Source organism: Pseudomonas tolaasii NCPPB 2192, assembly GCF_002813445.1.
In the GTDB taxonomy this organism is placed as follows: Bacteria; Pseudomonadota; Gammaproteobacteria; order Pseudomonadales; family Pseudomonadaceae; genus Aquipseudomonas; species Aquipseudomonas tolaasii.
Window position 1 is genome coordinate 184,996 of record NZ_PHHD01000001.1, and the last position, 25,213, is coordinate 210,208.

General features: G+C 61.1%; 27 protein-coding genes. 10 read left to right on the forward strand and 17 right to left on the reverse strand.

All coding sequences use genetic code 11. The features are described from left to right. Positions 1-39: 39 nt before the first annotated feature. The 9 genes from ATI14_RS00890 to ffh form a co-directional block, all read right to left on the reverse strand. Positions 40-1,344 (reverse strand): homoserine dehydrogenase, encoded by a 1,305-nt coding sequence (locus tag ATI14_RS00890; protein WP_080520108.1) that lies wholly within the window; start codon positions 1,342-1,344, stop codon positions 40-42. A gap of 129 nt (positions 1,345-1,473) precedes the next feature. Beyond that, positions 1,474-2,205: a thioredoxin fold domain-containing protein gene (locus ATI14_RS00895; RefSeq protein WP_016971930.1), complete on the reverse strand. Its 732-nt coding sequence runs from the start codon at positions 2,203-2,205 to the stop codon at positions 1,474-1,476. 163 nt (positions 2,206-2,368) lie between these two features. Continuing rightward, entirely contained in the window at positions 2,369-3,265 is an 897-nt protein-coding gene (xerD, locus tag ATI14_RS00900) for a site-specific tyrosine recombinase XerD (RefSeq protein ID WP_016971931.1), read from the reverse strand. A 127-nt stretch (positions 3,266-3,392) separates the two neighbouring features. Continuing rightward, the gene (locus ATI14_RS00905; protein ID WP_016971932.1) at positions 3,393-3,806 is read right to left on the reverse strand and encodes an acyl-CoA thioesterase; all 414 of its coding nucleotides are present in this window, start codon (positions 3,804-3,806) and stop codon (positions 3,393-3,395) included. Between the two features lie 81 nt (positions 3,807-3,887). After that, entirely contained in the window at positions 3,888-4,238 is a 351-nt protein-coding gene (rplS, locus tag ATI14_RS00910) for a 50S ribosomal protein L19 (protein ID WP_003175895.1), read from the reverse strand. Positions 4,239-4,283: 45 nt separating this feature from the next. Continuing rightward, positions 4,284-5,057 (reverse strand): tRNA (guanosine(37)-N1)-methyltransferase TrmD, encoded by a 774-nt coding sequence (gene trmD / locus ATI14_RS00915; protein ID WP_016971933.1) that lies wholly within the window; start codon positions 5,055-5,057, stop codon positions 4,284-4,286. After that, positions 5,039-5,575 (reverse strand): ribosome maturation factor RimM, encoded by a 537-nt coding sequence (gene rimM, locus ATI14_RS00920; protein WP_016971934.1) that lies wholly within the window; start codon positions 5,573-5,575, stop codon positions 5,039-5,041. Before rimM ends, trmD begins: the two co-directional genes overlap by 19 nt. A gap of 5 nt (positions 5,576-5,580) precedes the next feature. Beyond that, the gene (rpsP, locus tag ATI14_RS00925; protein ID WP_016971935.1) at positions 5,581-5,832 is read right to left on the reverse strand and encodes a 30S ribosomal protein S16; all 252 of its coding nucleotides are present in this window, start codon (positions 5,830-5,832) and stop codon (positions 5,581-5,583) included. 252 nt (positions 5,833-6,084) lie between these two features. Next, complete coding sequence (ffh, locus tag ATI14_RS00930; RefSeq protein ID WP_016971936.1) at positions 6,085-7,461, reverse strand: signal recognition particle protein; 1,377 nt, start codon at positions 7,459-7,461, stop codon at positions 6,085-6,087. Between the two features lie 235 nt (positions 7,462-7,696). On the opposite strand from ffh, the gene ATI14_RS00935 reads away from it, so the two are divergent. From ATI14_RS00935 to ATI14_RS00950, 3 genes are all read left to right on the forward strand, one after another. After that, positions 7,697-8,509 carry a cytochrome C assembly family protein gene (locus ATI14_RS00935; RefSeq protein ID WP_016971937.1) on the forward strand — a complete coding sequence of 271 codons (813 nt, stop codon included), beginning with the start codon at positions 7,697-7,699 and terminating at the stop codon, positions 8,507-8,509. A gap of 12 nt (positions 8,510-8,521) precedes the next feature. Next, positions 8,522-9,760, forward strand: a complete 1,239-nt coding sequence (locus ATI14_RS00940; RefSeq protein WP_016971938.1) for a transporter associated domain-containing protein — start codon at positions 8,522-8,524, stop codon at positions 9,758-9,760. A 348-nt stretch (positions 9,761-10,108) separates the two neighbouring features. Beyond that, a complete protein-coding gene (locus ATI14_RS00950; RefSeq protein ID WP_016971939.1) occupies positions 10,109-11,419 on the forward strand; it encodes an MFS transporter in 1,311 nt (436 codons plus the stop codon). A 45-nt stretch (positions 11,420-11,464) separates the two neighbouring features. Here the strand turns inward: ATI14_RS00950 and purT are convergent, their stop codons facing one another. The 5 genes from purT to ATI14_RS00975 form a co-directional block, all read right to left on the reverse strand. After that, complete coding sequence (purT, locus tag ATI14_RS00955; RefSeq protein WP_016971940.1) at positions 11,465-12,646, reverse strand: formate-dependent phosphoribosylglycinamide formyltransferase; 1,182 nt, start codon at positions 12,644-12,646, stop codon at positions 11,465-11,467. A 69-nt stretch (positions 12,647-12,715) separates the two neighbouring features. Continuing rightward, positions 12,716-13,183 (reverse strand): VUT family protein, encoded by a 468-nt coding sequence (locus ATI14_RS00960; protein WP_016971941.1) that lies wholly within the window; start codon positions 13,181-13,183, stop codon positions 12,716-12,718. Between the two features lie 149 nt (positions 13,184-13,332). Continuing rightward, on the reverse strand, positions 13,333-13,548 hold the full coding sequence (locus ATI14_RS00965; RefSeq protein WP_017255206.1) for a DUF1289 domain-containing protein: 216 nt from the start codon (positions 13,546-13,548) through the stop codon (positions 13,333-13,335). Next, complete coding sequence (locus ATI14_RS00970) at positions 13,545-14,069, reverse strand: gamma carbonic anhydrase family protein (protein WP_016971943.1); 525 nt, start codon at positions 14,067-14,069, stop codon at positions 13,545-13,547. Before ATI14_RS00970 ends, ATI14_RS00965 begins: the two co-directional genes overlap by 4 nt. Positions 14,070-14,104: 35 nt before the next feature. Beyond that, on the reverse strand, positions 14,105-14,707 hold the full coding sequence (locus ATI14_RS00975; RefSeq protein ID WP_016971944.1) for a CoA pyrophosphatase: 603 nt from the start codon (positions 14,705-14,707) through the stop codon (positions 14,105-14,107). 146 nt (positions 14,708-14,853) lie between these two features. Here ATI14_RS00975 and ATI14_RS00980 point away from each other — a divergent pair, with 146 nt between their 5' ends. The 7 genes from ATI14_RS00980 to nagE all read left to right on the forward strand — a co-directional run bounded on the left by ATI14_RS00980 (position 14,854) and on the right by nagE (position 23,353). Next, positions 14,854-15,402, forward strand: coding sequence for an NUDIX hydrolase (locus ATI14_RS00980; RefSeq protein WP_016971945.1), 549 nt, complete (start codon positions 14,854-14,856; stop codon positions 15,400-15,402). A 35-nt stretch (positions 15,403-15,437) separates the two neighbouring features. Beyond that, on the forward strand, positions 15,438-15,941 hold the full coding sequence (locus tag ATI14_RS00985) for a L,D-transpeptidase family protein (protein ID WP_016971946.1): 504 nt from the start codon (positions 15,438-15,440) through the stop codon (positions 15,939-15,941). A gap of 261 nt (positions 15,942-16,202) precedes the next feature. Continuing rightward, complete coding sequence (locus ATI14_RS00990) at positions 16,203-16,961, forward strand: GntR family transcriptional regulator (protein ID WP_016971947.1); 759 nt, start codon at positions 16,203-16,205, stop codon at positions 16,959-16,961. A gap of 10 nt (positions 16,962-16,971) precedes the next feature. Continuing rightward, a complete protein-coding gene (gene nagA / locus ATI14_RS00995) occupies positions 16,972-18,078 on the forward strand; it encodes an N-acetylglucosamine-6-phosphate deacetylase (protein ID WP_016971948.1) in 1,107 nt (368 codons plus the stop codon). After that, a complete protein-coding gene (locus ATI14_RS01000) occupies positions 18,071-19,081 on the forward strand; it encodes an SIS domain-containing protein (protein WP_016971949.1) in 1,011 nt (336 codons plus the stop codon). Before nagA ends, ATI14_RS01000 begins: the two co-directional genes overlap by 8 nt. Positions 19,082-19,110: 29 nt before the next feature. Then, positions 19,111-21,621 (forward strand): phosphoenolpyruvate--protein phosphotransferase, encoded by a 2,511-nt coding sequence (gene ptsP / locus ATI14_RS01005; protein ID WP_016971950.1) that lies wholly within the window; start codon positions 19,111-19,113, stop codon positions 21,619-21,621. A gap of 25 nt (positions 21,622-21,646) precedes the next feature. Then, entirely contained in the window at positions 21,647-23,353 is a 1,707-nt protein-coding gene (gene nagE, locus ATI14_RS01010; RefSeq protein ID WP_016971951.1) for an N-acetylglucosamine-specific PTS transporter subunit IIBC, read from the forward strand. 177 nt (positions 23,354-23,530) lie between these two features. Here nagE and ATI14_RS01015 read toward each other — a convergent pair whose 3' ends face one another. From ATI14_RS01015 to ATI14_RS01025, 3 genes are all read right to left on the reverse strand, one after another. After that, positions 23,531-23,983 carry a hypothetical protein gene (locus ATI14_RS01015; protein ID WP_016971952.1) on the reverse strand — a complete coding sequence of 151 codons (453 nt, stop codon included), beginning with the start codon at positions 23,981-23,983 and terminating at the stop codon, positions 23,531-23,533. Then, on the reverse strand, positions 23,967-24,536 hold the full coding sequence (locus ATI14_RS01020) for a DUF6036 family nucleotidyltransferase (protein ID WP_016971953.1): 570 nt from the start codon (positions 24,534-24,536) through the stop codon (positions 23,967-23,969). The genes ATI14_RS01015 and ATI14_RS01020 overlap by 17 nt, the downstream gene beginning before the upstream one ends. Before the next feature lie 364 nt (positions 24,537-24,900). Beyond that, positions 24,901-25,212: a YqfO family protein gene (locus ATI14_RS01025; RefSeq protein ID WP_016971954.1), complete on the reverse strand. Its 312-nt coding sequence runs from the start codon at positions 25,210-25,212 to the stop codon at positions 24,901-24,903. Position 25,213: the final 1 nt, after the last annotated feature.

Genomic DNA, 25,213 nt, shown 5'->3' on the forward strand with positions numbered 1-25,213 from the left:
AAGGGCCGCCGAACCTGCGGGGCCCTTGCAGCAAAACCATTAGTTCAGGTGTTCGACACGGATCCGCACCACCGGGCCGACCACGCCTTGCAGGGCTTCCAGGGCGGCGATGGCGTCGTTGATGTGCTGCTCGCGCACGCGGTGGGTCAGCAGGATCATCGGCACCTGGCCGTTTTGCTCCTCGACTTCCTTCTGCATGATCGATTCGATGTTGATGCCACGCTCCGACAGGATGCTGGCCACCTGGGCCAACACGCCCGGGTGGTCCTGGGCCTGAATGCGCAGGTAGTAGGCACTTTCGCAGGCTTCGATCGGCAGGATCGGGTGGGCCGACAGCGAATCCGGCTGGAAGGCCAGGTGCGGCACACGGTTTTCCGGGTCGCTGGTCATGGCGCGAACCACGTCCACCAGGTCGGCGATCACGGAAGATGCGGTCGGCTCCATGCCGGCACCGGCGCCATAGAACAGGGTCGAACCGGCAGCGTCACCGTTGACCATTACCGCGTTCATCACGCCATTGACATTGGCGATCAGGCGGTCGGCCGGGATCAGCGTCGGGTGCACTCGCAGCTCGATACCGGCCGGTGTGCTGCGCGCCACGCCCAGGTGCTTGATGCGGTAACCCAAGGCTTCGGCGTAGTTCACGTCGGCAGTGGTCAGCTGGGTGATGCCTTCGGTGTAGGCCTTGTCGAACTGCAGCGGGATACCGAAAGCGATGGACGCCAGGATGGTCAGCTTGTGGGCGGCGTCGATGCCTTCCACGTCGAAGGTCGGGTCGGCTTCGGCGTAGCCCAGGGCCTGTGCTTCGGCCAGCACGTCTTCGAAGGTACGGCCCTTCTCGCGCATTTCGGTGAGGATGAAGTTACCAGTGCCATTGATGATGCCGGCGACCCAGTTGATGCGGTTGGCAGACAGGCCTTCACGGATCGCCTTGATCACCGGGATACCACCGGCTACAGCAGCTTCGAACGCTACGATCACGCCCTTTTCGCGGGCCCTGGCGAAAATTTCATTGCCGTGCACGGCGATCAGCGCCTTGTTGGCGGTGACGACGTGTTTGCCGTTCTCGATGGCCTTGAGTACCAGCTCACGGGCCACGGTGTAGCCGCCGACCAGCTCGATGACGATATCGATTTCAGGGTTGGTCGCGACGTCGAATACATCGTTGGTAATCGCAATACCGGTCGTTTGGAACTGAGGCTTTGGCGAACGCGTGGCAATTTGCGCCACTTCAATCCCGCGACCTGCACGGCGGGAAATTTCCTCAGCATTACGCTGAAGTACGTTAAAGGTGCCGCCACCGACGGTCCCTAACCCACAGATGCCTACTTTGACCGGTTTCACTGAAGAACTCCCCATGAAACGGCCGACGCGAGGTCGGCCGTGGAAAACAGCCGCACAACTGCGGCTTTCAATTAATGACCCGCTGACTGATCAACGGGCCATGATCGTCAAAGGTTCGACGATGCTGGTTTATTTGGCACTTAACGCCAGTTTGGCAACTTGTGGGGCCGGCTGGTAGCCCGGAATTACCTGACCATCCGCCAAAACGATGGCCGGTGTACCGTTCACACCGATTGACTGGCCCAGCGCAAACTGCTTGGAAACCGGATTGGCACATTTGGCCGCCTTGATTTCCTTGCCATCGACCATCTTGTCCATGGCGGCTTTCTTGTCGGCCGAGCACCAAACGGCTTGCAGTTGCTCGTCACCCGGCGAGCCCAGGCCCTGACGCGGGAAAGCTACGTAGCGCACTTCCACACCCATCTTGTTCAGCGCAGGCACTTCGGCGTGCAGCTTGTGGCAATACGGGCAGGTGGTGTCGGTGAACACAGTGATATGGGTCTTGGTTTCGCCGATGGCCGGATACACCACGGTTTCAGCTACCGGGATGCCGTTGATCAGCTTCGACACGCCCAGGCGCTCGGCTTTTTCGGTCAGGTTGACCGGCTTGCCGTCTTTCAACTGGAACAGGTAACCCTGAACGATGTACTGGCCGTCGGCACTGGCGTACAGCACGCGGCTGCCCTTGAGCTTGACTTCATACAGGCCGGCCATGGGGCTTGCGCCGATGCTCTCGATCGGGGTATCGAGTTGCAGGCTGGCCAGGCTCTTGCGGATGGTCTGCTCGGCGGCGTCATCGGCGAAGGCAAAGGTGGAAACCAACGCAATGGCTGCGGCGGCAATAATCTGGGTCAAGCGCATGGGAACTCCTGAAGGCAGATGCAGGGACGGGAAGGAACACCGCCTGGAAACGCGGCGCTGTAAACACAAGGTTGACCGTCCCCTTTGCTAACCGGCAAAGCCTACCACAGTTGGGCGCAACGGCAGCCCGCAGCGGGATAAATTGGCTTTTTACCGAATGTTTTCAGCCTCGCGGATGATGCTTGGCGTGCATGTCCTGCAAGCGGGCACGCGCGACGTGGGTATAGATCTGGGTGGTGGATAAATCGCTGTGGCCCAGCAGCATCTGGACCACACGCAAATCCGCACCATGGTTGAGCAAATGGGTGGCAAACGCATGGCGCAACGTGTGGGGCGACAGTGCCTTGCCGATCCCGGCAACCCTGGCCTGGTGCTTGATGCGGTGCCAGAAGGTCTGGCGCGTCATCTGCTCGCCACGCAGGCTGGGAAACAAAACATCGCTGGGCCGCCCGCCGAGCAGTTCACTACGGGCATCACGCATGTAGCGCTCCACCCACACAATCGCTTCTTCCCCCATCGGCACCAGCCGCTCCTTGCTGCCCTTGCCCATCACGCGCAACACGCCCTGGCGCAGGTTGACCTGTTCGAGCGTCAGGCTGATCAGTTCAGTCACGCGCAGACCGCAGGCGTACAACACCTCGAGCATGGCGCGATCACGCTGACCGATGGCTTCGCTCAGGTCGGGAGCGGCGAGCAAGGCGTCGACGTCGGCTTCCGACAGGGATTTGGGTAGCGGCCTGCCGAGTTGCGGCATATCGACTTGCAGGGTGGGGTCTACAGCAATCAGTTTTTCCCGTAGCAAGTAGCGATAAAAGCCACGTGCGCCCGAAAGAAAGCGCGCCGTGGAGCGCGGTTTGTAGTTGTGCTCCAGGCGCCAGGCCAGATGATCAAGGATCAGCTCGCGGCCGGCATTGGCCAGTTCGAGGTTTTTTTCCTGTAGCCAGCCGTTGAACAGCGCCAGGTCGCTGCGGTAGGCCTGGCGGGTGTTGTCTGACAGGCCTTTTTCCAGCCAGAGGGCGTCGAGGAAGCGGTCGATCAAGGGGTGGTCAATGGCGGGCATGGGGGCTCAGGCTGGTTACTTTAATGACGGGTAGATCCTATCGCAGGCAAGCCGGCTCCCACACTGGATTGTTGTCGATCCCATGTGGGAGCTGGCTTGCCTGCGACGGCCGCAACTCGGTTTTGGATCAGTCAACAAACCCTGGCAGCACCGGTACCGGACGCTTGTCAGCATCAATGGCCACGAAGCTGAACACACCCTGGATCGCCTTCTCCCGACCATCGGCGCCCATGCTCTCGACGAACACTTCCACTTCCACCTTGAGGCTGGTGTTGCCGACCTTGATCACACGGCCGATGAGCTCAACGATCGAACCGGCCGGGATCGCATGGTTGAAGTCGATACGGTCAGTCGACACCGTCACCAACGGCAGGCGGCAAAAACGTGTGGCGGTGATAAACGAGACTTCATCCATCCAGGCCAACGCAGTACCACCGAACAGCGTGTTGTGGTGGTTGGTGGTCGGCGGGAACACAGCCTTGGTCACGTGGGTAACAGACAAGTCAGTGCGGCGCTGGATTTCTTCAAGGCGGGTGGTCATAAACAAATACCGGAAGTGGACAAATTTCAGGCACAAAAAAGCAGCCCGTAGGCTGCTTTTTTCTGCATCGGGAAGCTGGACTTAAGCCAGTTTTTCCTTGATGCGAGCTGCTTTACCGGACAGGTCACGCAGGTAGTACAGCTTGGCTTTACGTACGTCACCGCGACGCTTGACGGCCATGCTGTCGATTTGCGGGCTGTAGGTCTGGAAAGTACGCTCTACGCCAACACCGTTGGAGATTTTACGAACAGTGAAAGCACTGTTCACACCACGGTTACGCTTGGCGATTACCACGCCTTCGAACGCTTGCAGACGCGAACGGTCGCCTTCCTTCACTTTCACCTGAACGACAATGGTGTCGCCCGGGGCAAAGGTAGGGATCTCTTTGGTCATCTGCTCTGCTTCGAGTGCAAGGATGATTTTGTTAGTCATGCTGTGCTCCTAAGGTAAGTCAATGGACCTACCATCGATACGTTGTTAACTATCGTCCCGCGCGAGGATGTATTCCTCGAGCAGCTTCTTCTCTTCTCCAGAAAGCGAGCGGCTTTCCAGAAGATCGGCGCGTCGTTCATAGGTCCGACCAAGGGACTGCTGTAAACGCCAACGCCGGATGTGTGCGTGATTGCCACTTAGCAATACGTCGGGAACACGCTGATCCGCATACACCTCCGGTCGGGTGTAGTGCGGGCAATCCAGCAAACCATCCGTGAAGGAATCTTCCTCCGCGGAGTCCACATGCCCTAAAGCTCCAGGCAGCAGTCGTGTAACCGCATCTATCAGGACCATCGCCGGCAGCTCACCGCCAGACAGGACATAGTCCCCAATCGACCACTCTTCATCGACATGAGCTTCAATAAACCGCTCGTCAATGCCTTCATAGCGACCGGCAATCAGGATTAATGCTTCCTCATTCGCCAGTTCGCGGACCCCAGCCTGTTTCAGCTGACGGCCTTGAGGGGACAGGTAAATTACCTTCGCCTTCTCCCCGGCGGCGGCCTTGGCCTGAACCAACGCATCTTCCAGGGGCTTGATCTTCATCACCATGCCCGGGCCACCGCCAAATGGGCGATCGTCCACAGTGTGATGTCGATCCGTCGTGTAGTCTCGCGGGTTCCAACAGGTGAGCTGCAACAGCCCCTGTTTCACCGCCCGACTGGTGATGCCGTACTCGCTGATGGCGGAAAACATCTCGGGAAACAAACTGATCACTTCAATGCGCAAATTAGCCACGCTTAGAAGTCCGCGTCCCATTCCACCTTCATCTCGCCCGCCGCCAGGTCGACGGCCAACACGCATTGCTCCGTATAGGGCAACAAGCGTTCGCGATCATCCAGGCTGCCAGCGCAAGGCTTGACCACCATTACATCATTGGCGCCGGTTTCCAGAAGATGATCGATTTTCCCGAGCAATTGCCCCAGTCCATCAATAACCTTCAGACCTTCCAGCTGGTACCAGTAGTACTCGCCGTCGGTCAATTCAGGGAACAGGTCTCGCGGCACGCAGATCTCATAACCAGCCAGAAGACGAGCTTCTTCACGATCATCAAGACCCTTGAGCTTTGCGACCAGGAACTTGTCGCTCCCGCGTCCACTGACCAGCTCGACCTGTTTCACGCTGCCTTCGCGCTTGAGCGTCCAGGTTTTGTACTGCAACAGGTTTTCAGTCGGATCAGTAAAGGAATACACCTTCACTTCGCCGCGAACGCCATGAACCGAGTAAATCTTGCCGATAACGATCAAATCATCAGCAACAGCTGGCGTCGCGTTCATATTGCTCAGGCTGCGGCCTTAGCCGAGTCCTTCAACAACTTGGCAACACGCTCAGAAGGCTGTGCACCAACGCTCAGCCAGTAGGCTACGCGCTCTTGGTTCACGGACAGGCGGACTTCTTGACCACGAGCGATCGGGTTGTAGAAGCCAACTTGTTCCTTGTGAGAGCCGTCACGCGGGTTGCGGCTGTCAGTTACGGTCAAGTGGTAAAACGGGCGCTTTTTGGAGCCGCCAAGGGCAAGACGGATTGTTAGCATGTGAACATCGTTCCTGTAGTCGGTGCTGCAAATCTAAATGCACAGCGGGCATAGGTGCCCGAAAGGCCGCATATTCTAAGGAATATCCGGACTTTTGCAAATGTCTTTTTCTGGCGCCTATAGGCGTGCCACTCAGATCTGCCATAGAGCCGTCGGTTAAAACGGCGAGTCAGCGCCCGCCAGATGGCGGGTTTGCTGGAGATCCCACATCCCTGTGGGTCGGAGCAGGAGCGAGGCCCCCGCTCGAATTCTTTACATTTTGGGCATGCCGCCGCCGGGCAACATCCCACCCATGCCGCGCATCATCTTGGCCATACCGCCTTTGGCGGAGAATTTCTTCATCATCTTCTGCATCTGCTTGTGCTGCTTGATCAAGCGACCGATGTCCTGCACCTGGGTGCCGGACCCCAGGGCGATCCGGCGTTTGCGCGAACCGCTGATCAGCTCAGGGTCGCGGCGCTCGGCCGGGGTCATGGAGTTGATGATGGCTTCCATCTGCTTGAACTGCTTCTCTGCCGCGCCCTGGGCGTTGCCCATTTGCGCCAGGTTCACACCGCCGATGTTCGGCAGCTTGTCCATCAGGCCGCCGAGGCCGCCCATGTTCTTCATTTGTTGCAACTGGTCGCGGAAGTCTTCGAGGTCGAAGCCCTTGCCCTTCTTCAGTTTCTTGGCGAGTTTGTCCGCCTTGTCCTTGTCGAGGGTGGCTTCGGCCTGCTCGATCAGGCTGAGCACGTCGCCCATGCCAAGGATGCGCGAGGCAATACGCTCAGGGTGGAACGGCTCGAGCGCTTCGCTCTTCTCGCCCATACCGATGAACTTGATCGGCTTGCCGGTGATGGCCCGCACCGACAGCGCGGCACCGCCACGGGCGTCGCCGTCGACCTTGGTGAGGATCACGCCAGTCAGCGGCAGTGCGTCACCAAAGGCCTTGGCAGTGTTGGCGGCGTCCTGGCCGGTCATGGCATCGACCACGAACAACGTCTCGACCGGGTTGATCGCGGCATGCAGCGCCTTGATCTCGCCCATCATTTCTTCGTCGACGTGCAGGCGACCGGCGGTATCGACGATGACCACGTCGATGAACTTGAGCCTGGCTTCTTTAATGGCTGCATTGGCGATGTCGACCGGCTTCTGGCTCAGGTCGGACGGGAAGAAGGTCACGCCCACTTCGCCTGCAAGCATTTCCAGCTGCTTGATGGCCGCTGGACGGTACACGTCGGCCGATACCACCATCACGGATTTTTTCTTGCGCTCTTTAAGGAAGCGCGCCAGCTTGCCGGCGGTGGTCGTTTTACCCGCGCCCTGCAGACCGGCCATCAATACGACGGCCGGCGGCACGGCGCTGAGGTTCAAATCTTCGTTGGCCGCCCCCATCAGGCTTTCGAGTTCGGCCTGGACGACCTTCACAAACGCCTGGCCCGGAGTGAGGCTGCGGGACACTTCGGTGCCCACCGCGCGCTCTTTGACCGAGTTGACGAAATCCTTGACCACAGGCAAGGCCACGTCGGCTTCCAGCAGCGCCATGCGCACTTCGCGCAGGGTGTCTTTAATATTGTCCTCGGTCAGCTTGGCCTTGCCGGTTACGTGGCGCAGCGTCTGCGAGAGACGGTCAGTCAAGTTTTCAAACATGCGCGATCCTTTCAGGCCCCCATTCAGCGAAGTGCAGTGGTAGACCGAGGTAATGGCGGCCCAGGCTGTGGTAAATCGCTGTTAAAAACAGCGCTCGGCGAGCCTGTGGCGTGGGCAGGTCGCGGATTATAGCGAAGACTGCGCCGGTGCACACCCGCTGTCTGGCCCGGGAGTCTTTCGTGGAACGCAGGGGTATGCCAAACTCAGCGCCTTTCGGGCTTGTCTATCAGGATTTATGGTCCCCTTGTCACCCAGTTTGCTACCCAGCCTCGCCGCCGCCATTTTGTATGCCGCTGCGACCCTCTATCAAGGCACTCGTCTTGCCCAAGGCACCAAGGCGGACAAACGCCTGCTGGTCGGCCTTGGCGTACTGGCCCTGCTGGCCCATGCCGCGAGCCTGTTTACCCATTTGATGACGCCGGTCGGCCTGGGCCTGGATTTCTTCAGCGCCGCCAGCCTGATCGCCGCCGCTGTCATCGCGCTGACCCTGCTGGCCTGCTACCGGATTCCCGTCGAAAACCTGCTGGTACTGCTGTTCCCGCTGGGGATGCTGACGGTGCTGCTGGCGCAATTCGCACCGACCGGCACCGTACAGGTCATTGATGAGGAGCCGGGCATCCTCGCCCACATTCTGCTGTCGATCCTCGCCTACGGCATGTTCACCATCGCGGTATTCCAGGCGCTGCTCCTGTTGCTGCAGGACCACCAGCTGAAAAACAAGCACCCGTCCGGCCTGATCAAGAACTTCCCGCCGCTGCAAACCATGGAAAGCCTGCTGTTCGGCTTCCTGTGGGCCGGCTGGACGCTCCTGTCGCTGTCGCTGATCTCCGGCTGGCTGTTCGTCGAAAACCTGTTCGCCCAGCACCTGGTGCACAAAACCCTGCTGGCGTGCCTGGCCTGGGTGGTGTTCAGCGTGTTGCTGTGGGGGCGTAACCGCCTCGGCTGGCGCGGGCACAAGGCGATCCGCTGGACCCTGGCCGGTTTCTGCCTGCTGATGCTGGCCTATTTCGGCAGCAAGCTGGTTCGCGAATACATCCTGCATATCTGACGGGCAGCGATCATGGACAACTTGCCCCTTGGGCCGATGCTCGCGGTAATCGCCTTGCTGGTTTTGTGGGCGGCGCTGTTTACCGCCATCGAAGCCGCGCAACAACACTTGCTGGCCCTGCGCCCCGGTACACGTCAGGGTGACAAGGCCGCCGCCCGCCTGAGCTTTCCACGCAACAGCCTGATCCTGTGCAACAGCCTGTGCCGCGCTGCCGTGGTTATTTTGTGCACACTGCTGGCCATCTACGCCTGGGCGCAGAATGGGCCATGGCTGGGCTGGCTGATCTCCTGCGCCATTTTGCTGATCCTGGCCGATTACCTGCCGCGCACCCTGGCCATTCGCTACCCGCAAGCGGTGCTGGGCTTCGGCAACTCCCTGCTGGGCGTGCCGCTGAAAATTCTCTACCCGCTGGCCTGGCTGCTCAACGGCATCAGCCTGTTGCTGCTGCGCCCGTTCGCGCGCAAATCCGGCGTGGTGAAGAAGAGTGACGAGCCCCAGCCCGACCATGACGACGAGCCCGAGCCCGAAGCCAATGAAGGCCGCACCCCCGGCATGCCCGGCATTCATGCCCTGGACAACATTACGGTGAACGACATCCTGGTGCCGCGCAGCGAAGTGGACGGCATCAACCTGGATGACCCGGTGGAAGACATCATCGAGCAGCTGCGCACTTCCCAGCGCACACGCCTGCCGGTGTTTCACAGTGATATCAATCAGGTTCAGGCCGTACTCAACACCCGGCAGATCCAGCACCTGCTGCCCGATGCCAGCCTGACCAAAGAAGCCCTGCTCGCCGCCTGCCACGAACCCTATTTCGTCCCGGAAAGCACGCCCCTGCAGCTGCAATTGCTGAATTTCCACAAGCAGCAGCGCCGCCTGGGCATGGTGGTGGACGAGTACGGCGAAGTGCTGGGCATCGTCACCTTGGAAGACATCCTCGAAGAAATCGTCGGCGAATTCGAAAGCGATCAGACTGTGGATAACCCGCACATCGAGGCCCAGCCCGACGGGCGCTACATCATTGACGGTGCCGCCTCGATCCGCGAGCTCAACAAAACCCTGGGCTGGCACTTGCCCAGCGACGGCCCCAAGACCCTCAACGGCCTGGTCACCGAAGCACTGGAAACCATTCCTGACTGCGCCGTGTGCCTGAAAATCGGCCGCTACCGCCTGGAAATCCTCGAGACCGAAGACAACCGCGTCAGCAAGGTGCTGATCTGGCACACCAGCCGAGTGCCTGTCGCCGCCTGACCCCTGCGTAGGCGCTGGCTTGTGTGGGAGCTAGCTTGCCTGCGATGCAGGCACCTCGGTGTATCAGTGATACTGAGGTGGTGCCATCGCAGGCAAGCCAGCTCCTACATTTTGATTTGCAGCGCTTGAGCTACTTGTTGGATCCGCAAACCCCTTCCTATAATCGCCACGGCTTACCAGAGCCCCGCCCGACCGCGTGCTACCCGCACCCAGCGCGTCGGCGCACCGCATTAATGTCTGACCGGCGTTTGCTCCCATCCCGAGCCGCTCCGCGCACACCCCGACCCCAGGGTGTTCGACCAATAAAAAACCGCGACCACACGTGCAATGACCGTCAGGGATACCTCAATGAGCACCACCTATAACGAGGCCGCCACCGCCGCCCCGAGCAACTCCACCGCACGGGTCGCGACCGCGAGCATCGTCGGCACCGCGATCGAGTTCTACGACTTCTACATTTACGCCACAGCCGCCGCGCTGGTCATCGGCCCGGTGTTTTTCCCGCAGACGTCCGGCACCGCGCAGATGCTGGCGTCGTTCCTGACCTTCGGCATTGCCTTTATCGCCCGCCCACTGGGCTCGGCGCTGTTCGGCCACTTTGGTGACCGCATCGGGCGTAAATCCACGCTGGTCGCCTCGCTGCTGCTGATGGGCGTGTGCACCACGCTGATCGGCTTGCTGCCCGGTTATGACAGCATCGGGGCCTGGGCGCCGATCCTGCTCTGCGTGCTGCGTTTCGGCCAGGGCCTGGGCCTTGGCGGGGAATGGGGCGGCGCGGCGTTGCTGGCCACCGAGAACGCACCGAAGGGCAAACGGGCGTGGTTCGGCATGTTCCCGCAATTGGGCCCGTCGATTGGCTTTCTGGCGGCCAACGGTTTGTTCCTGATTCTGGCCATGAGCCTGAACGATGAACAGTTCCGCAGCTGGGGCTGGCGTATTCCGTTCATCCTCAGCGCTGCGTTGGTGATGGTCGGCCTGTATGCACGCTTGAAGCTGCATGAAACGCCGGTGTTCGCCAACGCCGTGGCCAAACAGGCGCCGGTGAAGGTGCCGCTGGTTGAGCTGTTCAGCCAACACTGGGCCCCGGTTTTGCTGGGCGCCGCATCGATGGTGGTGTGCTACGCGCTGTTCTACATCACCACGGCGTTTTCCCTGAGCTACGGCGTGTCGACCCTGGGCTACAGCCGCGAAACCTTCCTCGGCCTGCTGTGCTTTGCCGTGCTGTTCATGGGCCTGGCAACGCCGATTGCCGCCTGGGCCAGTGACCGTTTCGGGCGCAAGCCGGTGCTGATTGCGGGTGCGATTCTTACCATCCTTTCGGGCTTCACCATGGAGCCACTGCTGACCCACGGTTCGACCTGGGCGGTTGCGCTGTTCCTGAGCCTGGAGCTGTTCCTGATGGGCGTGACCTTTGCCCCGATGGGCGCAATGTTGCCGGAGCTGTTTCCGACCCGTGTGCGTTATACCGGTGCTTCGGCGGCGTATAACCTGGGCGGGATTGTGGGCGCTTCGGCGGCACCGTTCTTCGCGACCAAGCTGGTAGCGATGGGCGGGCTGAGTTATGTGGGCGGGTATGTGTCGGCGGCAGCGGTGCTCAGTTTGATCGCTGTGCTGTGCCTGAAAGAAACGCGGGATAACGATTTGAACAAGGTCGCCTGATAGATGATCGTTCCCACGCGGAGCGTGGGAACGATCAGCGGGTGGTTACAGCTCTACGACGACAGCCTTCGAAGCACGGGTCGCCTTGGCTCGGGCCGCTTCAATCGACTCATCCCGCGCCAACGCCACACCCATGCGGCGCTGGCCGTTCACTTCCGGTTTGCCAAACAGACGCAACGCCGTGTCCGGCTCGCTCAAGGCTGCGCCGAGGTTGGCGAATGCGGTTTGGGTCGACTGCCCTTCCACCAGAATCACCGCTGAAGCCGAAGGCCCGAACTGACGGATCAACGGAATCGGCAGGCCCAGAATGGCGCGGGCGTGCAGCGCGAACTGCGACAAATCCTGAGAAATCAGGGTCACCAAACCCGTGTCATGCGGGCGCGGCGAGACTTCGCTGAACCACACCTGGTCACCCTTGATGAACAACTCCACGCCGAACAGGCCACGGCCGCCCAGGGCTTCGGTCACGGCTTTGGCAACGCGCTCGGATTCAGCCAGCGCAACCGGGCTCATGGCCTGCGGCTGCCAGGACTCCTGATAGTCGCCCTTCTCCTGACGGTGGCCCACCGGCGCACAGAAGGTGGTGCCGCCAATGTGGCGCACGGTCAGCAGGGTGATTTCGTAGTCGAAATCGATAAAACCTTCGATGATCACGCGGCCTTTACCGGCACGCCCGCCTTCCTGGGCGTAGTCCCAGGCTTTCTGCACGTCATCCGCGCTGCGCAGCAGGCTCTGGCCCTTGCCCGACGAACTCATCACCGGCTTGACCACACACGGGAAGCCCAGGTCCTGCACGGCCTTGCTGTAGTCTTCGAAGGTGTCGGCGAAGTGGTACGGCGAGGTCGGCAGGTCCAGCTCTTCGGCGGCCAGGCGGCGGATGCCTTCGCGGTTCATGGTCAGCGACGTGGCGCGCGCGGTCGGAATCACGGTGAAGCCTTCGGCTTCCAGTTCCACCAGAGTGGCGGTAGCAATGGCTTCGATTTCCGGCACGATGAAGTGCGGTTTCTCGGCTTCGATCACGGCACGCAGGGCGGCGCCGTCGAGCATGTTGATCACATGGCTACGGTGCGCAACCTGCATGGCCGGCGCGTTGGCGTAGCGATCCACGGCAATCACTTCAACGCCCAGGCGTTGCAGTTCGATTACCACTTCCTTGCCCAGCTCACCGCAGCCACACAGCAAAACGCGGGTCGCGGTTGGCGACAATGGAGTTCCGATTCGGGTCATCTCAGGTCCTCAGGGGAGCGGATCATGGGGAGAAAGGCCGGCATTTTACATGAACTGTAAAAATTGGCCTCAGTTGGCGACGGCCCGTTTGCGCAGGCGCCACGCCATGATCAACCACACCACCGTGACCCCGGCGAATTTGGACACCAGCGCGGTGCCCGCCACGGCAGGCGTGAGCGCGCCGATCAGGCCGAAGAAGATAAACGTGTCGAGGGGAATGCTCAGCGCCGAACTGATCCACAGGCGGTCATGCAATGGGCGCTTGGTGATGCTGAACACCAGCCAGTCGATGCATTCGGACACCGCGAACGCCGTGGCGCTGGCAAGAGCGATGGCCGGGTCGGAGGTGACGTAGGACAGCACCAGCGCCGCCAGCATGGCGATGATTGCGCCATGGCCAAAACGGGTTTGCACCATGTCGCGCAGGATGAAGACCAGGCCGCCCCAGGCGGACCAGATGACGTCCAGGTGCGGGGCGGTGGAGAAGGCGAAATTGATCAGCACGACGCTGCTGATGTAGGCGATCAGGAAGAGCATGGAGGATGGACCTGTGGGTAATGCCGCACAGGGTACACAATTACAGGGATGTCGTCTGGCAGGGCCTCATCGCAGGCAAGCCAGCTCCCACATTTGAAGGTATTCACAATTAAAACTGTGGGAGCTGGCTTGCCTGCGATAGCGATCTATCAGTTGGCCGACTTCCCGGGCATCATCCACACCAACCCGCTCGCCTTCGCCCGCTCATGGCACAACCCCAACACCACCCGGCGCTCGGCGTTGTCCATGCGGCTCCAGCGCGTGATCTCGTCCACGGTGCGCTGGCAGCCAGTACAAATATCGTCATCATCCAGCGCGCAAATGCTCACACACGGCGAGGCGACGGGGCGTTCAATCGGGCTCATTCTTCCTGCTCAGCCAGATCACGCGCGTAGCGCTGCGCGTTATGCACATAGTGCGCGGCGCTGGCCTCAAGCATTTTTTTCTGCGCCTCGGTCAGCTCACGCACGACCTTGCCCGGCGAGCCCATCACCAGCGAACCGTCCGGAATTTCCTTACCCTCACCGATCAGCGAATTGGCGCCGATGATGCAATGCTTGCCGATTTTCGCGCCGTTGAGGATCACCGCGTTGATGCCGATCAGGCTGTAATCGTCCACCGTGCAACCGTGCAGCATGGCGTTATGGCCGATGGTCACGCCGGTGCCCAGGGTCAGCGGGAAGCCCATGTCGGTGTGCATCACGCTGCCGTCCTGCACGTTGCTGTTTTTGCCGATCAGGATCAGTTCGTTGTCGCCACGCAGTACCGCGTTGAACCAGACGTTGGCGCCCTCCTCCAGCTTGACCTTGCCGACCAGTGTGGCGTTCGGCGCCACCCAGCTTTTCGGATGCGTCTCGACGCGGGCGTCGCCCAGGCGGTATTTCATGGTGTTTCCTCACGGCTGGCCATTCAAGCGATGGCTTAGATATTGATGAAGCTCTTGGGCGGCTGGTGCAGGCTGATCTTGGCGTCGTCATAGAGCAGGTTGATCAACTCGACGATCATGATCGCCGTCAGCCCCCAGATCTTGTATTCGCCGAACCGGTAACTGGGCACATACCAACTGCGGCCCTGGTAATCGATTCTGTGGGTATGTTCGCGCGGGTCCTGTCGGAAAAAGTCCAGAGGCACGCTGAAAACGGCGGCTATCTCGGCATCGTTCGCCAGGTATTCGACGTAATCGGGAATCACGCCGACATAGGGCGTGACCCGAATGCCATGCAGCGAAATCAACGGGCTCAACGGGCCGATGACTTCAACCAGACCGGGCGGCAGGCCGATTTCCTCTTCGGCCTCACGCAGGGCCGTGAAGATCAGGTCGGGGTCTTCAGGGTCGCGGCGCCCGCCGGGGAACGCCACTTCGCCGCCGTGGGTCGACAGGCCGCTGGCGCGCAGGGTCAGGATCAGCTCGGGTTCGTCACTGCGGGTAATCGGCACCAGCACCGCGGCCTCGGGGAAACGCCCGTCGGTTTCCAGCGTGTGGGGGGTGTGGTTGCTTACCCGGCGAAGTAGCTCGTCCAGCATGAGTCATCTCGGTCTGTTGGCTACCTTGCATCATGCACCAAAGCTGGCGGGCGCCCAACCCCAAAACCCGGCGCATGTCGCGAAACGACAACTTGCAGGGCCCTGCCCGCCACGCCAAGATAGGCCCACTCTCCAGGAACCCCAGCATGAACTTCTGCAGCCAGTGCGGTAAACCGGTTACCCAACGCATTCCCGAAGGCGACGGCCGCCTGCGCTACGTGTGCGACCACTGCTCGACCATCCACTACCAGAACCCCAATATCGTCGCCGGCACCGTGCCCGTGTGGGGCGACAAAGTGCTGCTGTGCCGCCGCGCCATCGAGCCGCGCCTGGGCTACTGGACCCTGCCCGCAGGCTTTATGGAAAACGGCGAAACCGTGGAACAGGCCGCCGCCCGCGAAACCCTGGAAGAAGCCTGCGCCCGCGTGCGCAACCTGAACATCTATACCTTGATCGACGTGCCGCACATCAGCCAGGTGCATATTTTCTACCGCGCCGAGCTGGTGGACCTGGACTTCGCCGCCGGCCCCGAAAGCCTCGAAGTGAAGCTGTTCGATGAAGCTGACATCCCTTGGTCCGAGCTGGCTTTCCGCACGGTCGGGCGTACTCTAGAATACTTTTTCGCCGACCGCCGCCAGCAAGCGTTCCCGGTGCGCAGCGAAGCTGTACCGCCCATGGGCAAACCCACCGAATAAAAACCGGCCGATCGCCGCCAAGGGAAAATGTGTCAATGCGTCTGTTGCTCGCTCTGATCTGCCTGTCATTCGCGGCCTTTTCTTCTGCCTCCACGGTGCAAATTCTCGGCGGCAAACCTGTCGAAAAAATTCTGGTGCTCAAGTCCGCCCACCAATTGCAGTTGATCAATGACGGCAAGCCGCTCAAGACCTACCGCATTTCCCTGGGCCGCAACCCCAAAGGCACCAAGCTGGTCGAGGGCGACCGCCGCACGCCGGAAGGCTTCTACTGGATCGACTGGCGCAAGACCAGCGACCGCTTCAACCTGGCCATGCACATCTCCTACCCCAATATCAGCGACGCTGCCCGCGCGCGCCGCGAAGGGGTGAAACCGGGCAGCATGATCATGATCCACGGTACGCCCGACTCCGAGGAATACCCCGAGCAGTGGTTTCACACCCTGGACTGGACCGACGGCTGCATCGGCATGCGCAATGTGGACATGCGTGAAGTCTGGAACCTGGTCAAAGACGGCACCATGATCGAGATCCGGCCGTAATTCGCGACCGTTCGTAAAATAATTCGAAAATAATTCCTGCCTTGCCCGGCGCCTGCCGGTGAATACCAGTTCACCGCACCGGGCTGCGCTGTTCTGCGCGCAACAAAGACCTCTCTAATACCACTTGATGGCACGCCCCATCGCAGCGCCCTGAAACGTTGTTTTGCACGGTTTTGGCTGCATTGACATGGTATTTAAGTGGTATTAATTTCCGGCCAATACCGGGCGACAACACTTCAATAACGCATCGGAAAACGACACATGAACCCCATCCTGGGCCTGCGCCCCGACGACAAACAATCCACGCCGCTGTACCTGCAATTGGCGCGCAAACTGGAAGCGGCGATCCACGCCGGCCAGTGGACGTCCGAACAGGCGCTGCCCTCGGAGCGTGTACTCAGTGAACAACTGAGCATTTCACGGGTAACCGCGCGCAAAGCGCTGGAAGTGTTGTTTGCCCAAGGCCTGATCCGCCGCAGCCAGGGCTCCGGCACCTTTATTACGCCACGCCTTGAGCAACCGCTGTCGCGCCTTTCCGGGTTCAGCGAGATGCTGCGCCTCAAGGGCTTCGTGCCCAGCTCCCAATGGCTGGAACGTGATATCACCCCGCCAACCCACGAAGAACTGATCCGCCTGTGCCTGTCGACCAGCGACAAAGTGGCGCGCATGAAGCGTTTGCGCAAAGCCGATGACACCGTGATGGCGATTGAAATGACCGTCGTCCCCGCGTCGGTATTGCCACAGCCGCAGGCGCTGGGCAGTTCGCTGTACGAATACTTCGAAAGCATCGGCAAGCCCATCGTCCGCGCCCTGCAACATGTGCAGGCCATCAACGCCTCGGACGAATTCGCCGCACTGGTCGGCATCGCCCCCGGCACCGCCATGCTGCTGATGACCCGCGTGGGCTACACCGCCGACAACACGCCGATTGAAATCACCGACACCTACTGCCGCAACGACTACTACGACTTCGTCGCAGAGCTGCGCCGCCACGACTATTCCGCTGAACTGCGAATTTAGAGAACTGCCCATGTCCGAAGACAACATCCTCACGCCCAGCGGCTGGGTTCGTGGCCGCCTGGTGCACGAGCACGGCAAGGTGACTGCCATCGAAGGCGTGCCTTGCGACCCGGCTGAAAACGACCTGCCTTACGTGCTGCCAGGCTTTATCGACCTGCACGTACACGGCGGTGGCGGCAAAGACATCATGGAAGGCACCGCCGCGTTCGAAACCATCACCCGCACCCACGTGCGGTTTGGTACTACGTCGCTGCTGGCCACCACCATGACAGCGCCGGTGGACGAAATCTCCCGCGTGCTCGGCGAGCTGGGTACCTTCTGCGAGAAACGTCCTGCCGCCAGCGCGCGTGTACTCGGCGTGCACCTGGAAGGCCCCTACATCAATCCGGGAAAACTCGGCGCCCAGCCCAACTTCGCCCACACCGCGCTGATGGCCGAGGTGGAGGCCTACCTGCGTCTGGCGCCGATTCGCGTGATCACCATCGCCCCGGAAATTGCCGGCCACGACGGCCTGATCCGCGCCCTCAGCGAACGCGGGATCCGCATGCAAATCGGCCACACCCTGGGCAGCTATGAAGAAGGCGTGGCCGCCCTCGCTGCCGGCGCCACCAGCTTCACCCATTTGTACAACGCCATGAGCCCGCTGCATCACCGCGAACCGGGCATCGTCGGCGCCGCGCTGGCCCACGCCAAGTACGCCGAATTGATTCCGGATTTGCTGCACGTACACCCCGGCGCCATGCGCGTGGCCTTGCGCTCGATCCCGTGCCTGTATTGCGTCACCGATTCCACCGCCGCCGCCGGCATGCCCGACGGCGAATACAAGCTGGGCAGCCACACCGTGACCAAATGCCTGGGCGGTGTGCGCCTGCCCGATGGCACGCTGGCCGGCAGCACGCTGACCATGGACCAGGCGCTGCGCAATCTGGTGAAAATCGGCCTGCCGATCAGCGAAGCCTCACAACGCCTGTCGCAATTTCCTGCGGACTACCTGGGCCTGGAAGAACGCGGCCGCCTGCAACCCGGCAGTTTTGCCGACTGCGTGCGCCTGGACCGCTCCCTGACACTCACCGACGTAATGGTCGAAGGAGACACCATTGACTTCAAAAATGCTTGAAGAGGCCCTGGCCTCCTCTGACGCCGTCGCGGCGCAACTGCAACGCCTGGGCCCGATGCTGGAAGAAGTCGCCGGCCGCCTGCGCCGCCAGCCGCCGCAAGTAGCGATGACCATCGCCCGAGGCAGCTCGGACCACGCCGCCAGTTACTTCGCTTACCTCGCCATGCAGCACGTGGGCATTCCGGTGGCGTCGCTGCCGATGTCGGTGGTGACCTTGTTGCAAGCGCCGTTGAAGGTCAGCGGCCAAGTGGCCTTTGGTTTCTCCCAGTCGGGGCAAAGCCCGGACCTGGTCAACAGCCTGCGCCTGCTGCGCAAACGCGGGGCCCTGAGCATTTCTATGGTCAACGCCGAAGACTCGCCGCTGGAAGCCGCCTGTGAATTCCACGTGCCGCTGTGTGCCGGGCCGGAACACAGCGTGGCCGCGACCAAAAGCTTTATCGCCACCCTCAGCGCCAGCGCGCAGTTGATCGGCCACTGGAACCAGGACCTGTTGCTGCTGCAAGCCTGCCAGGCGTTGCCCGAAGGTTTGCGTGAAGCCGCCACGCAGGACTGGTCTGCTGCCATCGAGGCTTTGCGCGACAGCCAACGCCTGATCGTGATCGGCCGTGGCGCCGGTTTCGGCATCGCCCAGGAAGCCGCGCTCAAGCTCAAGGAAACCTCGGCGATCCAGGCCGAAGCCTTCAGCAGCGCCGAAGTGCGCCACGGGCCGATGGCCCTGATTGGCGAAAACTACCCGCTGCTGGTGTTCGCCCCACGCGGTGCCGAACAGGCTGGCTTGTTAAGCCTGGCCGCCGACATGCGCCAGCGCGGCGCCCGTGTATTGCTGGCCGCGCCCGACGATGTCGCCGAACGCGACTTGACCCTGAGCCGCGCCGAACACCCGAGCCTGGACCCGATCCTGGCGATTCAAAGCTTTTACGTCATGGCTGCAGGCCTGGCGGTTGCCCGGGGCATGGACCCGGACCAGCCGCGTCACCTGAGCAAAGTTACCCGCACTCACTGAGTCGCGTTTTCCTGATGAGTACCGTGCCCATGTCCTACAACAATAATGAATTGACCCTCAGCGCCCCGCTCAGCGGCCCGGTGCTGACCCTGGGCGACGTTCCCGACGAAGTGTTCGCCAGTGGCGCCATGGGCGACGGCCTTGCCATCGACCCGCTGAACGACTGCCTGCACGCACCGTGTGACGGGGTGATCATCCATGTCGCGCGCACCGGGCATGCCCTGACCATCCGTGCTGAAAACGGCGCCGAACTCTTGATGCATGTGGGCATCGACACGGTGGAACTCAACGGCGAAGGCTTTGCATTGCTGGTGAAGGAAGGCGCGCGGGTAACGCAAGGCCAGGCGCTGGTGCAGTTTGATCTGGACCGCATTGCGCGCCAGTGCAAAAGCCTGGTCAGCCTGATCATCCTGACCAATGGCGATGGCTATGAGCTGCTGCCGATCGCCGCCAACAGCGTCAAGGTCGGCGAGCCGTTGTTGCGAATTGTGACGCGTTCGAGCGCCACGAAACCGGCGCTTGTGGATAACTCGGTGACCGAAGTGCGCGCCAGCGTGCGCATTACCCACCGTGGCGGCCTGCATGCGCGCCCCGCCGCATTGATCCGCAAGACCGCGCAAGGTTTCAGCAGCCAGGCCCATCTGCACTACGCCGGCAAATCCGCCGCATGCGACAGCCTGATTGGCTTGCTGGGGTTGGGGATTGGCGAGGGCGACGAGGTGCGCGTGAGCTGTCGCGGCAAAGATGCCGAGGCTGCGTTGCAGGCATTGGTGGCGGCCTTGTCTGCTGCCATTCAGGAAGAACACCACGCGCCGGTGGCCGTGGCTGCGCGCCAACTGAATACCGAAGCCGGTGTGCTGCAAGGGGTGTGCGCGGCACCGGGCCTGGTCTGCGGGCCGTTGTTGCGCCTGACCGGCATCGAACTGCCGGAAGACCCCGGCCACCACGCTGCTGATGAACAACTGCAACGCCTGGACACGGCCCTGGAACATGTGCGCGGTGAAATCCGCAACACTCTGGAGCACGCCCGCCAGCGCAGGAACGTCGAGGAAGAAGAGATCTTCGCGGCGCATCTGTCCCTGCTCGAAGACCCGACCCTGCTGGAAGCCGCCACCGGCGCCATCGAAAATGGCAGCGCGGCCACCCACGCCTGGCGCGATGCGATCCAGGCTCAATGCGCCGTGTTGCTGGCGCTGGGTAAACCGTTGTTTGCCGAGCGCGCCAATGACCTGCGCGACCTGCAACAAAGAGTGTTGCGCGCGCTGCTGGGTGAGGCCTGGCATTTCGAATTGCCACCGGGCGCAATCGTCAGCGCCCATGAACTGACCCCGTCGGACCTGCTGCAACTGAGTGCCCAGGACGCGGCCGGCATCTGCATGGCCGAAGGCGGCGCGACGTCTCACGTGGCAATCCTCGCCCGTGGCAAAGGCTTGCCGTGTGTAGTCGCCTTGGGCAGCGAAGTGCTCGACATTCCTCAAGGCCAGCGCGTGGTGCTGGACGCCGCCAACGGTCGACTGGAACTGTCGCCCAGTGAGGCGCGTCACGCCGAAGTGCACCAGATTCGCGATGCGCAAAAGCTGCGCCGCCAACAGCAACAGGCTCAGGCCCAACAACCGGCGCGCACCACCGACGGCGTAACCATCGAAGTGGCCGCCAATGTGGCGTCCAGCGCCGAAGCTCAGGTGGCGTTGGAAAACGGCGCCGATGGCGTTGGCCTGCTGCGCACCGAATTTCTGTTCGTCGACCGCCGCACCGCGCCGGATGAGCAGGAACAGCGCCAGGCCTATCAGGCCGTGCTGGACGCCATGGGCGACAAGTCGGTGATCATCCGCACCATTGACGTGGGCGGCGACAAACAGCTCGACTACCTGCCACTCCCTGTTGAAGCCAACCCGGTGCTGGGCTTGCGCGGGATTCGCCTGGCGCAAGTACGCCCTGATGTGCTCGACCAGCAACTGCGCGCACTGCTGCAAGTGTCGCCACTGGAGCGTTGCCGCATCCTGCTGCCGATGGTCAGCGAAGTGGATGAGCTGCTGCAGATCCGTCAGCGCCTGGATGAACTGTGCACCGAGCTGGAACTGACCCAGCGCCCGGAACTGGGCGTGATGATCGAAGTGCCCGCCGCCGCGCTGATGGCCGAGCAACTCGCCAGGCACGCAGACTTTTTGTCCATCGGCACCAATGACCTGTCCCAGTACACCCTGGCCATGGACCGCGACCACGCCGGCCTTGCCGCGCGTGTCGATGCGCTGCACCCGGCGCTGCTGCGGCTGATCGCCCAGACCTGTGCCGGCGCTGCAAAACACGGGCGCTGGGTCGGCGTGTGTGGCGCCCTCGCCTCCGACCCGTTGGCCACGCCCGTGCTGGTGGGGCTGGGGGTCAGCGAGCTGTCGGTGAGCCCGTTGCAAATCGGTGAAATCAAGGACCGCGTCCGCCACCTGGACGCGGCGCAATGCCGGCAATTGAGCCAGGGCCTGCTCGACCTGAGCAGCGCCAAGGCCGTTCGCCAAGCCTGTCAACACCACTGGCCGCTGAGCTGACAACAACAAGAAAAGGAGACTCGCCATGTACCAACATTTCATCGAAGGCCTGCAACGCCTGGGCCGTGCACTGATGCTGCCGATCGCAATCCTGCCGATCGCCGGCCTCTTGCTGCGCCTGGGTGACACTGACCTTTTGAACATCGCGGTGATGCACGACGCCGGGCAGGCGATCTTCGCCAACCTAGCGCTGATCTTCGCCATCGGCATTGCCGTGGGTTTCGCCCGCGACAACAACGGCACAGCGGGCCTGGCTGGCGCCATCGGGTATCTGGTGATGATCTCCACGCTCAAGGTGATGGACACCTCCATCAACATGGGCATGCTCGCCGGTATCGCCAGCGGCCTGATGGCGGGCGGGCTGTATAACCGCTTCAAGGACATCAAGCTGCCGGAGTACCTGGCCTTCTTTGGCGGGCGACGGTTTGTGCCGATTGTCACCGGGTTTTCGGCAGTTGCGCTGGGCGTGATCTTCGGCCTGATCTGGCCGCCGATCCAGCACGGCATCAACAGCTTCGGCGTGCTGCTGATGGAAAGCGGCAGCTTCGGTGCGTTCGTGTTTGGCGTGTTCAACCGCCTGCTGATCGTCACAGGCCTGCACCACATTCTCAACAATATGGCGTGGTTTGTGTTCGGCAGCTTCACCGACCCGGCCACTGGCGCCGTGGTGACCGGCGACCTGACCCGCTACTTCGCCGGCGACCCCAAAGGCGGCCAGTTCATGACCGGTATGTTCCCGGTGATGCTGTTCGGTCTGCCGGCTGCGTGCCTGGCGATGTACCGCAATGCACTGCCGGAACGCCGCAAGGTCATGGGCGGGATTTTCCTGTCGATGGCACTGACCTCGTTCCTGACCGGGGTGACTGAGCCGATTGAATTTGCGTTCATGTTCCTCGCGCCATTTTTGTACCTGATTCACGCGGTGCTGACAGGCCTGTCGATGGCGGTCACCAACCTGCTGAACATCCACCTGGGCTTTACCTTCTCCGGCGGGTTTATCGACATGGTGCTGGGTTGGGGTAAGTCCACCAACGGCTGGCTGGTGTTCCCGGTCGGGTTGGCGTACGCGGTGATTTACTACAGCGTGTTCAACTACTGCATTCGCCGGTTCAACCTGAAGACGCCTGGGCGTGAAGATATCCAGGTGGTGCAGGCTGAGGTGATGAGTGATAACCAGCGAGCTACGGCGTACATCCAGGCCTTGGGTGGCGCAGAGAATTTGCTGAGCGTCGGTGCCTGCACCACGCGTCTGCGTCTGGACATGGTGGATCGCAACAAAGCCGTGGATGCCGAACTGAAAGCGCTGGGCGCCATGGCCGTGGTTCGGCCCGGTAATGGCGGCAGTTTGCAGGTGGTGGTCGGGCCGATGGCCGATAGCATTGCCGATGAGATTCGCCTGGCCATGCCGTCGTTTGTTGCCACTGCACCTGTGAGCGTTGCGCCTGTGGATAAGCCGGTTGCGGTAAATGTGCAAGAAGCCGAGAAATGGCTGAACGCACTGGGCGGCCGAGGGAATGTGCGCCAGCTGGAAGCCGTGGCGATGACCCGGTTGCGGGTGGAATTGGGGGATGATTCGGTGCTGTCAGAAACCGATCTGACCGCGCTGGGCTGCCAAGGGGTCAGCCAGATGGAAAGCGGCGTTTGGCACCTGTTGATCGGTGACAAAGCGTTGGGATTGGGTGAGGCGTTGGAGCGGTTGGTCAGTGGCCGTGAGGTCGGGGCCAGGGTTTAAATCATCCCTGTCTGAGCTGCCCCCACCGCAGGCAAGCCGGCTCCTACAGTTGACCGCGCTCTCTCTGTAGGAGCCGGCTTGCCAGCGATGGGATTTCACAGCCAACAAAAAACCCGCTGACCAAACTGGCCCAGCGGGTTTCGCGCTTTACACTCAGGCTCTTCTTGCTTTTTCCGCCTAGGCAGACGCCCCACGCTGCTTCGCTTCGTAATGGCGAGTCTGAAACGGCATCAGTGCTTGAACCTTCAAACCAAGCCCCTCACTCAGTCCCCAGGACACCGCCAGTTCATCACGGCGGCTGCGCAGTGCAACTACGCCCAAAGGCTTCACATCCTGCTTGGAAGCAGTCGCTGCAAACAGCTCAATAGCGTGCAAGGCTTCCAAAACCCGGCTATCCGTTACACACGAAAAGCGTGTGAAGCGCTCCAGCAGATACCCCGCGCGACGAAGCTCCAATTCACTGGAGTGAGCCTCTAGAAAGCTCTTCACTTCACCGACAAGGTTCGCGTCAGAGTACCAGACAGCTTTCGCTGCACTTACCAGCGCCTCATCATCGGCCTGATTCAAAGGGCTTTTAACCAGCGTGTCCAACGCGGACGAGAGGACGGGAGCGTTAAAAGGCTTCGCCATCTGCTGTCTCCAGATAATCATGCAAAATATTGGTCAGAATGGACCTGGGTGGTTCTTTGTTTCCAACATACATATCAATCGCCTGCGATGCCAGCCGACGGAGCTCAGTGGTCACAATGAAGCCCGCCCTGAGCAGCGCCATGATATCGCTTACATCCTGATCGGTAGCTCTAGCCAATTTTGAGATGGCAATGTCGATAGGTGCCGCTATATGCAAGTGCAGTGCGGATTGTGCAGGAAACTCATCCAGGGGAAGACTTCGTTCCCAGTAGTCTTCGTGCAGCGGGCCAAAGCTAGTGTTGTATTGGAGGTCGTAGTTCAGCTCCATGACGCGCCCAGATCGTTCATCGAAAAACTGCTCTGGAAATTCCGCCAACAGTGTCTGAAGGCGCAGCTTATTTCTAAAGCTCGCGCAATAAATCTCCGCATCAACATCCGTGGAAATACGGTGGTGCGTGTATAAATGAACAGCACAACCGCCGAAGACAATGACCTTGACCGAGCCAGCTTCAGCCCCTTCAAGCATCAATTCCACTTCGATGGATTTGAACATTGAAACCAGGGCTTTCCCTAGGGGACTACTTGTATTTACGCGTGGAGCGACGGTATCTGGCAATTCCATCATTGAATATCAAACCCGAGAGCGTTGTTGCTGGACGGGCCTTGAAATTAGATCCCGATCACTGAGTCGACAGCGACCGAAGAAGGCTATTGAGCGAGGTTCCGAGGGACAACCTGAAAGGTTTATCGGAAAGGTCTGCGGCGCCTGTACGGACGCCATCGCCGGCAAGCCGGCTCCTACAGTTGATCGCGTCTCACTGTAGGAGCCGGCTTGCCGGCGATGAGGCACTGGCAGGCAACAAAAAACCCGCTGACCAAACTGGCCCAGCGGGTTTCTTGTTTTTGCAGCGTGCGAATCAGAAATCCGCCAACTGCCACACCTCATACGCCGGTGTCTCGTACGGGTGGCTCAGTTTGAGCGCAGCCACGACAGCCACGATCAATTCATCCGCCACCACCAGCTCAACCTTCCATTCCTCAACCACTTCAACCTGGCCAATCTGCCCGATAAACGGCTGGCTGCCGTCCATCGCGCGGAATTGGCCCTGGCCCAGCACTTGCCAGGCGCAGCTGTCGTAGTTGCCGATGCGCCCGCCGCCCGCTGCGAAGACGGCGGTTTTCACCGTCTCCACATGGCTTGCGGGCACAAAGAAGGCGAGCTTGTACACC